The organism is Anaerolineales bacterium (genome assembly GCA_030583885.1).
Classification (GTDB): Bacteria; Chloroflexota; Anaerolineae; order Anaerolineales; family Villigracilaceae; genus Villigracilis.
The window spans coordinates 1,841,665-1,855,978 of the sequence record CP129480.1; the positions used below are offsets into that span (position 1 = coordinate 1,841,665).

8 protein-coding genes are annotated in these 14,314 nt (G+C 52.7%); 2 read left to right on the plus strand and 6 right to left on the minus strand.

The genetic code is table 11. From position 1 onward, the window contains the following. The first annotated feature begins 3 nt into the window (after positions 1-3). Both QY332_09235 and QY332_09240 read left to right on the plus strand, forming a co-directional pair. On the plus strand, positions 4-1,584 hold the full coding sequence (locus tag QY332_09235; GenBank protein WKZ38113.1) for a response regulator: 1,581 nt from the start codon (positions 4-6) through the stop codon (positions 1,582-1,584). Then, positions 1,581-2,312, plus strand: coding sequence for a response regulator transcription factor (locus QY332_09240; protein ID WKZ38114.1), 732 nt, complete (start codon positions 1,581-1,583; stop codon positions 2,310-2,312). Before QY332_09235 ends, QY332_09240 begins: the two co-directional genes overlap by 4 nt. Positions 2,313-2,349: 37 nt before the next feature. Here QY332_09240 and QY332_09245 read toward each other — a convergent pair whose 3' ends face one another. The 6 genes from QY332_09245 to QY332_09270 all read right to left on the minus strand — a co-directional run bounded on the left by QY332_09245 (position 2,350) and on the right by QY332_09270 (position 14,305). Then, on the minus strand, positions 2,350-3,297 hold the full coding sequence (locus tag QY332_09245; GenBank protein WKZ38115.1) for a DMT family transporter: 948 nt from the start codon (positions 3,295-3,297) through the stop codon (positions 2,350-2,352). A 36-nt stretch (positions 3,298-3,333) separates the two neighbouring features. After that, positions 3,334-4,986, minus strand: coding sequence for a pyridoxal-phosphate dependent enzyme (locus QY332_09250; GenBank protein ID WKZ38116.1), 1,653 nt, complete (start codon positions 4,984-4,986; stop codon positions 3,334-3,336). 18 nt (positions 4,987-5,004) lie between these two features. Further along, positions 5,005-8,154 (minus strand): ATP-binding protein, encoded by a 3,150-nt coding sequence (locus QY332_09255; protein WKZ38117.1) that lies wholly within the window; start codon positions 8,152-8,154, stop codon positions 5,005-5,007. Continuing rightward, on the minus strand, positions 8,120-8,908 hold the full coding sequence (locus tag QY332_09260; GenBank protein WKZ38118.1) for a ParA family protein: 789 nt from the start codon (positions 8,906-8,908) through the stop codon (positions 8,120-8,122). Before QY332_09260 ends, QY332_09255 begins: the two co-directional genes overlap by 35 nt. Positions 8,909-8,925: 17 nt before the next feature. Further along, a complete protein-coding gene (locus tag QY332_09265; protein ID WKZ38119.1) occupies positions 8,926-11,721 on the minus strand; it encodes a GAF domain-containing protein in 2,796 nt (931 codons plus the stop codon). Positions 11,722-11,827: 106 nt separating this feature from the next. After that, positions 11,828-14,305 (minus strand): GAF domain-containing protein, encoded by a 2,478-nt coding sequence (locus tag QY332_09270; protein WKZ38120.1) that lies wholly within the window; start codon positions 14,303-14,305, stop codon positions 11,828-11,830. Positions 14,306-14,314 lie beyond the last annotated feature (9 nt).

Below are 14,314 nucleotides of genomic sequence, written 5' to 3' on the forward strand. Positions count from 1 at the left end.
ATCATGGATACCCCCTTTGTATTCATCGTCGACGACGAACCCGGCATTGCGATGCTGTGCAACCGCCTGCTCTCCCGCGCGGGGTATATGGTGGCCACCGAAACCAATCCACGCAAAGCAATTGAATATCTCCACGATAATATAATAAATATTTTGCTGGTGGATATTCGCATGCCTGAAGTGGACGGCTTTGAGGTTATTCAACATGCCCAGCGGTTACAGCCCGATGCCGCCGTTCTGATCATGACCGGACACGGCACAGTTGAAACCGCCATCCGCGCGCTGCGACAGGGCGTGGATGGGCTCTTGCTCAAGCCATTTGGCATAGGTGGAGAGCTTGTGGAAGCGGTCAAACTTGCCCTTGCCGACAGCCAGAAAAAACGGGACGCGGCACGCACGCAGGCGCTTCGCCCGCTATTCTCTGTTACCGAAGCCCTGCTTTCTGAAACCCGCCGCGAGCCCCTGCTCGACCTGATCGTCCATGCCATTTGCGGGCATATGCAATGCTCGCAGGCTGCCTGTTATCAGCAGGATGCCGGGTCGAAGGATTTTTCTCTCATGGCATCGCGCGGTATTGCCCCATCCCGTGATCTTTCTGCCTTGATCTCCAGCGTGGACGCCGCCGCACATCCGATGGTGATTAATGCGAGCGGGCCGGGGGATGCCTCCCTGAAGGCGCTTCTTTCCGACCTGCAGCTTGGTGCGGTAATCCTGACACCAATCTCGCGCCAGAACCTGCACATGGTGTTATACGCTGCCCGTGCCGTAAACGAGCCTCCCTTCAGCGAATCAGACCTTGAGATGTTCCAGATCCTTGCGCGTCAGGCGATCACCGCATTGGAGAACGCGCGTTTATATGCCGAACAGTTGGACTATGTCCGTCAGGTGGAGGAGTCCCAGAAGGCGTTGATCCAGGCGGAGAAGATGGCGGCAGCAGGACGTTTAAGCGCGTCCATCGCGCATGAGGTCAACAATCCGTTGCAGGCTGTGCAGAATTGTCTGCACCTTGCCGGGCGCGAAGACCTGCCTGCGGAAAAACGCAGGGAATATTTTGACCTGGCCCGCACCGAGCTGGAGCGGTTAATGCTTACCGTCCGCCGCATGCTGGATTTCTACCGTCCCGGCACGACCTCCCTTGAGGAAGTGGACCTGGGCGAGATGCTGCAATACAGCCTGACGTTAATGGCAAAACAACTTGACGAGGCTAGGATCAATGTTTCAGTGGATTTCTCCGGGGATATCCCGCACATTCATGTGATGGGGAATCAGATCCAGCAGGTATTCATCAACCTGATCCTGAATGCCGCTGATGCAATGCCGCATGGCGGCGATCTGAAGATCAGCATTCGTTCCTTTATGGATGGCGTCGAACTGCTTTTCCAGGATGGCGGCAAGGGCGTGTCAAAGGAAAAACAAGCCAATATGTTCGAGCCGTTTTTCAGCACAAAAGATGGAGGCACGGGTTTGGGACTTACCGTAAGTTACAATATCATTACCGCACACGGCGGTGTGCTGGAACTGCTTCCTGAACGGAGCCCCGGTGCTTGTTTCCGTATATTCCTACCTGCAGGAGGAAAGCCATGATATCAAACATCCTTGTTGTAGATGACGAGCCTGTTGCACGCCAATCCCTTTCCGATATCCTGAAACTGGAGGGATATGGCGTCGCCGTTGCGCCCAACGGGCAGGCGGCTGTGGAACATGTCCGTACCCATACCGTGGACCTGATGATTGTGGATCTCAAAATGCCCGGCATGGATGGGCTGGAAGTGGTGCAGGTGGTTAACCAGATCTCTCCGGAAACCGAGGTGATCCTACTGACTGCCCATGGCTCCACAGAGACTGCCATCCAGGCGCTGCGGCTGCGGATCCATGATTATCTATTAAAGCCCGCTTCACCCACCCAGATCCTTGCCAGCGTCAAGAAGGGACTCTCGCGCCATTCTGCGCGGTCACGCGTGAATACCATTGTCTCCGCAGATACGGAAGACGGGCAGGAAGTATATACCCTGAAGGACGGTACGTCGGTTGACCTCTCCCGCCGCCAGGTAAAGTATAAGAATAAAACGGAACACCTGACCCCGGCAGAGGGGCGGTTGCTGCGTATATTGATCCAAAATGAAGGGAAGGTCTTCTCTCACCGCGAATTGGTCCTGCTCGTGCAGGGATATGATACCTCCCAACGAGAGGCGCCGGAGATATTACGTCCGTTGGTCAGCCGTCTGCGGCATAAGCTGGAGCAGTTCCCCTCCTTATGTGAGCGTGTCGTGAGCGTTCGCGGGACCGGTTATTTGTACGAAGCGAATAAGTAATGAATAAAAAAAGTACGGCATCTTAGCCGTACTTTTTTTATTCATACGGTCCAAAGATATCCTTGGGCAAAGCCGGCGCGCGGATCCATGAGAGCCAGCCGGTTTTGCCGCTATGAATCGGGGGAGCCGGATGCTCGTACATGACCAGGATCAGGCTGACGCTGAGTCCGACCGCCCCCAGCCATTGCAGGGCGGTGAGACTCTCGCCCAGTAAAACACTGCTGAAGAGGATCGTGATTAAAAGTTCGGCGAGTCCCAATAAGGCCGTCTGCATCCCCCCTATCTTTTTTACGCCGAGAAAAAGCGCAATGCGCGAAAAGACCGTTACAAAGGTGAGGCCGAAAACAGGCAGCCAGGGAATGTTTGCCGCGGGCCAGGCGCGGTCAAATAATAAATAAGCGGGAATTACCACGGCGCTCATGGATAACAGCGTGTAGAGCGCGACTGTTGGTGCTGGGACTTCATAAAGTACGCGTTGGTTGATGGGCAGGTGCATGGCATATAGAATTGCCGCGCCGATCATGAGCATCACACCGATCCTGTCCACGGAGCGGCCGGGAACACTGGTGAGCAACAGGACTGCGATCGTGGCAAGCGCGATGCGAAAGAATGTGAGTGGACTTGGGGGTTGATGGTCAAGGATGAGCCAAAGTGCCACAAAGAATGGGTAGAGCGAATACAGGAGCTGCCCCAGGCTTGCGTCAAGCCTTTGCAGGGCAAGGTAATACAGCAGGGAGCCGAATCCGTTGATGGTGCCGGCGAGGATACAGCCGACCAGTCCGATGGGGAAGATGTAAAGATACTGGCGATAGAATAGCGAGATGGCCATCAGGAGAATGCCGGCCGCAAAACCGGTGCGCAATGCCACGACAGCAAAGGGCGTGAAACCCAGGGTAATGGCAAGTTTTCCAAATACGGGCGCCAGACCGAGAAATACTGCCGAACTGAAAGCCGCTAAAATCCCAATGGTTTGTTTTTTAGGCAAGGGTGCCAGCCTTTGTGACTGCTGATAAAGTGGATGTTATTTTATTAAAGACTTCACTTCTTCAAGGAACTCGTCATTGAGGAAATCGCCCTTTTGCATGAGCGATTGGATCTGTCCGCCCAGCCTGCTTTTTTCGTCCGGGGTAAGTTCTTTTGCCGTGGCAACGATGACCGGGATCGTCGCGGTTTCCGGTTTGGCGCGCAGCGCTTCGATGACCCCAAAACCGTCCATTTCCGGCATCATCAGGTCGAGGATGATGAGATCAGGCAGTTCGCGCTGGATCAGGTCAAGTCCTTCGCGCCCGTTGACGGCCTCCAGTATGGTGAAATTTCCCTGTGACTGTAAAATTCGACGGATGAGACGGCGCGCTTCAGCGGTATCTTCCACGATGACAATTTTCGGGAAGCGTTCGGGCGCGACCTGCGTTAGCGCGGAAAGCAAACCTTCCTGTGGTGTCTCTTCAAGGGTCGGGAATTTTACGTCACGTGACCAGTTATCGCCCAAAATACTCGGTTCGGCCGGCATGGTATGGCCTGTGCAATTAACGACAACCGTTTCACTGTGTTTAATAATCCCTGCACGGACCAGTTTGAATAGGCCGGCAAATGCAACTGCCGCGGCGGGCTCCGCGGAAATCCCCTCCATTTTTGCGAGCACATGCATGGCGCGGAAGGCGTCCTCATCACTGACACTTTCGAACGCACCATTGGTCAAGTTCACATATTCACGCAGGAATTCATAGGCACGTCCCGGGTCGCCGGTGGCCAGGGTTTCAATGCGCGTCTTGGGCGAGGTGACAGGTTCCGCCTTTTGGAGGCCTCTTTTCCAGGCATCCACCATGGGCGCACAGCCTTCCGCTTGAATGGGGGCAAAGGCAGGGATACTGTCCACCCAACCCATTTGTTTCATTTCCCGAAATCCCTTGTAAACACCAAGCGGACCCATGCCGCCGCTGATCGCCTGCACGTACCAGTCCGGTGTGCGCCAGGGAGTATCTGTGCCGGGTCCTTGAATGGCGGTCAATTGTTCCGAGATCTCGAAGGCGATGGTCTTCATCGCTTCAACGGATGTGATGGTACGCGCGCCCATGTCTTGATACAAACGTCGCTGGCGGGCAAACTCGGATGCGACCTGCTTGCACTGGTCGTATGAGCCGGTGATCTTGATGACCTGACTTCCATATAACGCGATTTCCCGCATCTTGACGGCGGGCACAAGGCTGGTGACAAATGCCCATAGTTTCACCCCTGCGCGCGATGCGTAGGCGGAATAGGAAATTGCAACGTTCCCGGTGGAGGCCGCCACCATTTCCGTAATGCCCGCCTCCTTCAACGCCGCGATCGTAACTGCGGCCTGCCTGTCCTTGAATGAGGAGGTCGGACCCTGGCGCTCATCCTTTATGAAGATGTTTGGGCATCCCAACATCATGCCCAAATTCACGGCACGGATAAGCGGAGTGCCGCCTTCCCCAAGCGACAGGCTGATGTTTGGATTCCGCACCGGCAGCAACTCGCGGTAGCGCCACAGGTCGGAAGCCCTTGCCGGCAGTTTGGCTGGCAGTGATTTTCCGACAAGTTCGTAGTCATATTCCGCCTCCCGCCATTGGCTGTTGCACTTTGGGCAAGTGGTGGAGGTGGGGTAGTACGGGGCATGATGACCGCAATCCAGGCATTTAATGATGAAAGTCACGTTGAATGAGAACTCCTGTTATTTGTTTACCTGAATCCGTTCCAATGCACTTTGCAGGGAAGCAAGCAGTTCCTTCTCACTAAAGGAGCCTTTTGTTAAAAGACGTCGTCCGAACTCCTTGAGTTGTTTTTTCTGTTCATCCGAAACATCCATGCCGCTGATGACAATTGTGGGAATGTCCCGCAGTTTTTTGTCAGCCTGCAGGTTCTCCAGGATCTTGAAGCCGTCCAGGTCGGGCATGAACAGGTCAAGGATGATTGCATGAGGCGGATTCCCGGATGAAATGATGTTCCAGCCGCTTTGTCCGCCTTCGGCGAGGATGGCTTTATATCTTCCGTTGGTATTCAGGATTTTCCCGATCAATCTCAGGTCATCACGGTTGTCGTCAATGACAAGCACTTCCCGGATCGAACCATCTGTATTCAGGCGGTCGAGCGCATTGGCCAGGTCCTCCCCCAGTATCGGCTTTACCAGATAATCTGATGCGCCGAGGTTGAAGCCTTTTTCAAGGTCTTCAACGATGCTGCATATGATGACCGGAACATTGCGTGTCCCGGGATCGCTTTTTAAGGTCTCAAGAACCTTCCAGCCGTCAATGCCGGGCATCATAATATCCAGGGTCACGGCAAAGGGCTTCAATTGTTTTACGCGGTCAAGCGCGCGCGAGGGATCGGTCAATGGGATGACCTGGTAGCCTTGTGGCTGTAGATAGCGGTCATACAGCCCGATCACCTGGAGATCGTCATCAATGGCAAGGATGATGTTGTCGACTCGTGCAGCGCCTTCGCCCTCCCTTTCCTTGCGGAAAAGTGGCAGGGTGAAATGGAATGTGCTTCCCTTGCCAACTTCGCTTTCCACCCAGATTTTTCCTCCATGCATGTTGATAAGCTGCTGGGAAATGGATAAGCCAAGCCCCGTGCCGCCCGTCTTGCGGGTGGGAGAATCGTCCACCTGCGAGAAGGCCTGGAAGAGTTTTTCCTGATCCTCTTCCGAAATGCCCGGGCCTGTATCTGTCACGCTTACTCTAATTTCATTGCGTCCCGTTGGGCCGGGCTTGATCCCGACCTCCACAGTGATATCGCCTTCGTCTGTGAATTTTGCAGCGTTCGCGAGCAGGTTGATCATCACCTGGCGGACGCGGATCGCATCTGCCCGGACCGTTGGCAGATCCGGCTCGATGATGCGCTTCATTTGGATCGGTTTGTCCTTGATCAAACCGCTCATGGTGGAAAGTACACTGCTGGCAATATCTGCGATATTTACTTCGTCGAATGCCAGTTCCATCTTGCCGGCTTCGATTTTGGCGAGGTCGAGGATGTCATTGATCAGCCCCAGCAGGTGCTGACCGGAGTTATAGATGGCGGTCAGGTCTTGTTGTTGTAATTCAGTGACCGGACCATCGATGCCCTTTAGGATCACGCGCGAAAACCCGATGATCGAATTGAGCGGTGTGCGTAACTCGTGGCTCATATTCGCGAGGAACTGGCTTTTCAGGCGGTCTATCTCGCGCATTTCCATGACGGCTTGCTGGGAGAGTTCGAAGGAACGCGCATTGTCGATTGCGACAGCCACCTGGTCTGCAAGCGTTTGCAGAACCGCGATCTCATCCCCTGTGAATGCATTTTCCTCATCCGCCTGAATGTCAATCACGCCAATGATGCGGTTTCCAATGCGGAGTGGAATTGCAGCCTCCGCTTTTGTGTTCGGCAAGAGGAGGTTGCCCACATGCAGTGGATTGGTTTTTACGTCATTAACGACCACTGCCTCCCCGTCCGATGCCACCCTGCCGACGGTCGACTTTGAATCTACACGATAGGTGTGTTTCTGCTTTTTCATCTCGGCGCCGGCATCGCCTGTTGCTTCGCGCAAATTTGCGTTGAAACCGGTCTCCTCCACAATGTAAATCGCGGCGTGATAGAAATTAAACCTTTCGTTGATCAAGTTGACTGTTCTCGCAAAGATCGCGTTCAAATCCAGGGTGGATGTGACCAGTTTTCCGATCTCGGCGGATACCGCCAGGTATTCATTCCTGCGGCGGATGGCTTCCTCCGCCTTCTTGCGCTCGGTAATATCGCGGGCCACCCAGAAGGCATGGTCTTCATCAAGCTTTGTGAGGTTGGCGAGGAACCAGTACGTTTCATCACCAACAGGAAGTTCGTATTCCAGTTGAACTTTTTCGGAGGTGTTAATTGTTTGTTGAATGGCTGAAACAAAACGGTCAGCGGTCTCCTTCGGCAGAACCTCGTGCATGAGTTTCCCGAGCAGTTCCTCCGGCGGACGGACAAGACGGGATGGATTGGTCGGTGCAATACGGTCGTATCGTCCGTTTTTATCCATTACCAGCACCACATCTTCCATCGCGGCGAACAGCGCGCGCAAATCGGATTCTGATTTTTCCAGGGCTTCTTCTGATTTTTTACGTTCACTGATATCCTGGTGTACTGAAAGGAAACCAAGGATCTTTCCGTTTTCGTCAAGAATAGGGCTGTTTGTCCCTGATATTGGAATGAGGCGGCCGTCTTTAGCCTTATTGACGATTTCACCGGATATCGTCCCGCCACCTAACAAGGTGACCCAAAATTGTTTGTATTGCTCATCCGGAATAACGCCTGATTTCAAGATCCGCGGGGTGTTTCCCAGCGCCTCCTCCGCCTTGAAGCCATACACCTTTTCGAAACCGGGATTAACATATTGAATGATGCCGTTTGGATCCGTGATAAATACCGCGTTGTCCGTTCTATCGATCCCAAGCTTGAATTTTTGCGCTTCCTGAAACAAGCGCGCATTTTCAAGCGCCAGTGATAATTGATCCGTGACCTGTTTGATCAGCAGTTGCTCATCGTCGGTCCACCGGCGCTGTTGTGTTTCGTCCAGCAAACGCAAAGTGGCCCAGTCCTGGTCTCCGGTTTGGATGTTTATGGAATAGGACGATGATGGTTGAGTGGGCGCGATCGCATCCGGTGGAAACAGGGTGGCAGTGTGACGCTTCACCCTTTTTGCGGAGATATTTGCCTCGGGATTTTGTGCAACAGGCTTCAGGTCCAGAGAAGGAGGCGGCGCTTCCTCCTGGACTTTCGGCTTGCGTTTCGGCTTCGAGACATTCTCCTCAGGTTTAATGTCCTGGAAGAGCTTGTCAAGTCGCTTGTCTATCTTCGGTTTCTTTGGCATATTCCATTAACTCCTGGGCAAGGACGCGGTATTGCGTCGAGCTGCGCGCACCGGACTTGTATTGTGTGATCGGTAAACCTGCGATTGGGCTTTCACGTAATTTTGTATCAATCTCAATGACGGTATCGAACACGCCGTCCCCGAATGTGGCGCGCAATTGTTCGTGAATGTTGCGGTGTGTGCGGTTTCTCCTGTCCAGCATGGTGACGAGGATGCGGTAGGCAAGGCTGGGATTGTCCTCTTCGCGGATGCGGCGGATGAGGCTCATCATGTTGCGCAGTGCGTAGGTTGAGAAATATTCCGCCTGGGTTGGAATTACCAGGAGATCTGACGCGGCGAGCGCGTTTTGGGTAATTGCGCCGAGTGCGGGGGGGCAGTCAAGAATAATGTAGTCATAGGGCAGGTTGGGTATGGTCCGGATGGCACGTTGTAATATGGTGGTGTAGTTTGTGCGGACCGGCAGGAATTGCTCGGATGTTTCGATGCGCGAACTGGAGGGGATCAGGTCGAGGTTTTCGACGTCCGTTTTTCGGGATGCGCTCATTAAAGGCGCATTATCCAGCATGACATTGCTGGAGGTATGCTCCGCCTCGCCCGGCTCGAGACCGAGGGAGAGTGTCAGGTTGGCTTGTGCGTCCAGATCGATCAGCAGAACACGATCGCCTAGCTCCGCAAGGGCGGCACCCAGGGAGAGTGTGGTTGTGGTTTTTGCCACACCGCCTTTTTCGTTTGATATGGCTATCGTCTTAAGCATGGTTGCCTCGTTCCAGTTTAATTATCCGGAGGTGAAAATTTTTGCGGTACAATCTCAACCCGGGTAACACCCAGCGCGCGTTTCAATTCTTCAACCGCCTGCTGGATCATTTTCTGGGGATCGTTCGTTGCACGAATTTTCGTTGTAATCTCAGTAACGAGCCGCTCGCGTTTCGCGCGTGTGTAGGTTTCTTCAAAGAGGCGGGCATTGTCCAGGGCCAGCCCCAAACGTTCCGCAACCGCCTTGACAACATTGATCTCGTCATTGCCCCATTTTTTTTCTTCACTATTCGGGCGGATATTCAACGCGCCAATCACTTGGTCGCGGACATAAATCGGAATGGATAACGTGGAGTTTTTATCATCCTGGTGTGGCTCGATTTCATCGTCTGCTTGTGCAGTAATAACCTTTCCGCCGGTAAGGGTTTGATAATACCCCTGGATCGAGGAGGTTGACCTCTTTTGCCAGGCCTCCGCAAGATATTCACGGAAAACAGCCTGTGATTCAACCAGCAGGGTTTTGGTTTCCTCGAGCAGGCGGGCATTGTCAATGGCAATGGCGATTTGGTCGGTAAGCAAACCGATAATGGACACATCCGCGTCCGTAAAGGCATTTGGAAACGTGCTTTGCACATCCAATGCGCCAATAATCGTTCCGCGGGCAATCAATGGAAGTGCCATTTCCGAGCGTGTTTCGGGAAGATCCGGGTTGTTGAAATATACCGCATCTGTGCCTGTATCAAGCGCAACACGGGGTATGCCGCTGGCTGTCACCGCGCCGACTATGCCCGTCTGACCGACTTCAAGTTTGTGCTGCCTGTCGAGCATGACCTGTCCGCCGGGACTGTTGGCGGCGCGTAGCACGGCGTATTTTCGATTCTCGTCCAGCAGGAAGATGCCAACGTGATAGAAGCCAAAACGCTCACTGACGACACGCGTGATGAAGGGCAATAGGTTTTCGAGGTCTTTTTCTGTGGCAACGGTGTGTGAAACTTCTGTGATCGTCTCAAGGTCCCGTGCACGTTTTTCACTTTGGTGGGTTGCCTGCTCCAGGGCAGCAGTTCGCTGTTCCACGCGCCGCTCCAGGGTGCCGACCAACTCCTGGATCTGATCTGTCATCTTGTTGAATGTCCGCGCCAGCGTGCCAATCTCATCCTGTTGGCGAACGCTTGCCTTTTTTGTAAAATCGCCTGATGAAATACTTTCAGCCACACGCGTTAATTGGATGATCGGGTTCGTGAAGAAGTTGGATGCAATCAGAGCAATCAGTGCGGCGAAGATGGTAATGGTAATGCTCGAAAGTATGGTTGCACGTGTTTGTGACTGGGTAAGTGTGGAAATGGCATCTACCGGCTGTGCAGATACGACAATCCAGTCTGTGTTCGGTACACGCACTGCCGTTACTTCAGCTTGTTTGCCTTCATTTTCCATGGACGGCGACTGAAACGTGACAAGCCCTCTCATGCCTTGCAGAGCGCCTGTTACCTCAGGTTGCGGCAGGAGCAGGGAATTGGCATCGCCCGACCGCAGTGCCTCGGATTGTTGCAGATCTGTGAGCTGTCTCTCATTCAAGGCGAGCAGGCTTTTATAAAGGTAATCCGGGCGGGATGAATGTCCGAGCAGGACGAAATATTTTTCATCCAGCAGGTAGGTATATTCCGATGCGGTGGACCGCCCCTCAGCAATATTCAGGATGATGGATTGCAGGACGTCTGCATTGTATTTTACAAGCAGAATTCCAATGGTATCGCCGGCTCTTGACAGGATCGGCGCTGCAAGGTAGATGACCGCTTCTTCATCTGGCTGGAACCTGATGCTGCTCGAGAGGAATGGCCTCTGTTCTGAAATGACCGCCCTAAAGAAATCCTGTTCATTATAGCTGGTTCCAATATAGGATGGATCGGTATCCAGTACATTGACTCCGAGGTTGGTTAAGAGCGCATAGGATACCACGAAGTTTTTTTCACTGAGAGTTTGCAGGGTCTCAAGAGCTTGTCTTTCAGCGCTTGAATTACCCCGCAGGGTCTGGGAAAGCATCAGATAATTTACGAAGTCTGAAAGGCGGGCCTCGGTGCTGATGATGTTGAGCTGGCTTTCAATAAAGTCGTTCAGGTTTGCGCTGGCAGAGACGGAGCTTTCGAGCAGGCTGGCTTTGACCTGATCCTGCAAGATCGTCTGTGAGGTTGTGTAGGTAAGGTAGCCTAAAACGAGCAGCGGCGTGATTGCCAGGAAGAGGAAACCAATGATCAGTTTGGCGCGAAGCGGAAGGCTTTGAAACTGTGTTGCCAGGATAAATACATATACAACGCTGACCAGGGCAGCGGCCCACGTCACATATTGGGGAGAAGCCGCAGGAGGAATTCCTCTGGTGTTCTGGTCCATGATGATCGTTAGGACAGCCACGCTGAATGCAATGAGTACAACCCGCCCCACCCACTTTGAGGAAAGTGTATAGATCGCCATGGTGGAAGTCAGAATAAAATAGACGACCCCAATTTGAAGCGCAAGACCTTGTTGTATGAATACACGGGTAATAACAATGATTGTCAATAGAATGCTACTAAGGATGACGCCGACATCGCTTTTTCCAAGGCGGCTTAGGCGCGCACTCAAACCGAATGCGACAGCACCCGCGCCCAGGGGGATAAGAGATGACGGATCCGCTGTGAACGACCTGTTTGCGATGACCGTCAATATAAATAGCGCGCCAAGCAGCATTGCCGTGACAGTGCTGATATTAAAGGCGTTTTTGACCCTTTGTTCTTCGCTGAGGGTACTGGCGATATTGGCCTGGAATGCGGAAGACTCTGCCATCTTGTTTTTTCCTGAATTTTACTTTCCTATAAAGTACTCAAATATCTTACTCGACCTTTTTCGCGATCTGCAATTAATTATGCATTCGTAACTTCGGATATTGTGTTTAAAGACCTTCTTTTGTTTCATTATTTGCCTTTAATTCGATCAGAATATCTGCGCCGTCCAGGAACCTGCTTAATTCCAGGGCGGTTGTTTTCAGAATGCTCTCTGTGCGGACGGATGTTCCAATCTTTGCCGCGATATCCGAGATGACGCGTTCCTGCTCGGCACGGCGGGTTGTTTCTTCGAAGAGACGGGCGTTTTCAGCGGAAAGCGCCACGCGTTCGGCAACTGCCTTGATCAGGTCCATTTGATCGGCTTTTATCGGTTCCTGTTTTGGGACCATGACAGATAATGTGCCGACGGTCTCGCCGCGCAGAATGATCGGAGTAGATATCACCTGTCGTTCCTCGGTTGTTTCCTGGTTTGGCAGGTTTTTTTCTTCGAGGGGGGTTGCGCCGCTGACGGTGTAGCGAAAGCCGGTTATTTTTCGAGCCTGTGGCAATTGCCTCCAGCTTTCACGGGAGTAATTGCGGTAGATCGCTTCCGCTTCGGCCAGGGATTTTTGTGTCTGGTCATATAAACGGGCGTTTTGAATCGCAATGCCAACCTGATCCGCAAGTGTGGACAGCACCTCGATATCGTCGGATGTAAAGGCATTAACCTCAGTGCTTTGAACATCCAGCGCGCCAATGATTTTGCCGGACACTGTCAAGGGCAGCGCCATTTCGGAATGAGTATCGGGCAGATCCGGGTTATTGAAGAAGACGACGTCTTCCCCGACATCACGCGCGATGCGCGGATTGCCCGAGCCTGTCACGAAGCCGACAATGCCTTGTTCGCCGATCCTCAACTGGTGACCGCGGTTCAACATTCGCTTGCCGCCTTCACTGTTCGCCGCGCCGAGCACTGCGTAGTGATTGCTCGCATCGTTCAGGAAAATACCGACATGATAAAACCCGAATTGGCGGCTGACCACGTCTGCAATTTGCGGGAGTAGTTCCTGCAAATTCTGTGTGGTATTGATCGCCTGCGCCACTTTTGCGATTGCTTGGTATTGTTTTTCCCGGCGTTCTTCCTTTTTTAATTCCATTTCAAGTTCCGATGTGCGTTCCGCCACGCGTTTTTCGAGGGATTGAATCAGATCCCTTAAATTAGACGTCATCAAATTCAGCGTTTCAGACAACGTGCCGATTTCATCGCGGGATTGAAAATCCGCTTTTGCGTCAAAATTTCCGGCAATGATCTCGTTTGCGACACGCGTGAGGGATTTCAGTGGAGCAGTCAGCCTTGTTCCGATTCCAAGTGAGGCAAAGGACGCTGCGGCAAATACCAGGATGACCAGCAGGATGCTTATCCTGATCGTGTTGCTCGTCTCCTCGGCAATTTGACTGCTCACGATGGCGGCTTCCCTCAACAGTTCCTGCGAGGGAACGATGATGGCAAGGCTGTATTGCACTTCGGGTATTTTCTGGTAGACAATATAATGTTCGCTGCCTCCCAGGGTTGCGATGGACACGTCTCCATCACCGGCGGTTACCCTGTTCAGGATGTCAAAAAAATCGGCAGGCGCGTTTGGAAGTTTTTCCGGGTTCAATATTTCGCCGAGCGGGACGTTCTCTGCAGTTACGCCAAAATCACCATATGCGGATTCGGGCAATGCGATCAAACGTTTTTCTTCATCCACGAGGAGCGCGTAGCCGCTTTCACCAACACGAATGTTTGAAACCAGGTTTGTGATTTGAATAAGCTGGATGTCCATCGCGGCAACACCCTGCAGTTCATCCCTTGAGTCGAAAACCGGCACACTGGTTGTGATGACAAGCCCGTTCAACGCTGCGTCCTGATAGGGCGTTGACCAGACAACATTCCGGTCAGGATTCTGTGCAGGAGCTGCATCAACGAACCAGGGGCGTCCGGTTACATCAAAGTCTGGAGGAACGATGGCGGCCAGATCTATGTTTGGATAATAGATGGTCTCACGCGATACCCCTCCAAAATAAATCGCAACGATATCGGGATTACCGGCAAGGATCGAGGGAAGCATGAGTTCGATTTGTTTCACCACGTTTAATTTTGATATAAGTTCATCCGTAAGCTGGACGTCGGCCGGCATGAAAATGGACGCGACCTCTGAGTTGGCATTGTCCCAGTTCCCGGACGACAGGCGGAAGAGGGATGTACTTGCGTCCCAGTACATGCCATTGTTCAGGAGCGTCTCCCTGGAAAACATATCCTCCTGTATCGAACCGAGCGTTGCGGTATCCTTGCTCATGGAAGCGAAGAAACTATTCAGTAAAGCCGCTTGTTCCTTGCTGGTGGTGAGCAAACTGTCTTCAGCCTTGCTGCGGACATTTGTCTCCAGCTGCGAAGTCAGGGTGGCGTTCGATTCCTGAATGCGGAAATACACATAATATCCCATCCCGAAGATGGCAATAAATATAATGGCCATGTTACCCAGGGTCAGTTTTGTTCGCAGGTTCAAACGACCCAGAGGTGTTTTTTCCAGAATGTCAAATATGGAAAGGAGAGTCTTGATCATCGGCGCGTT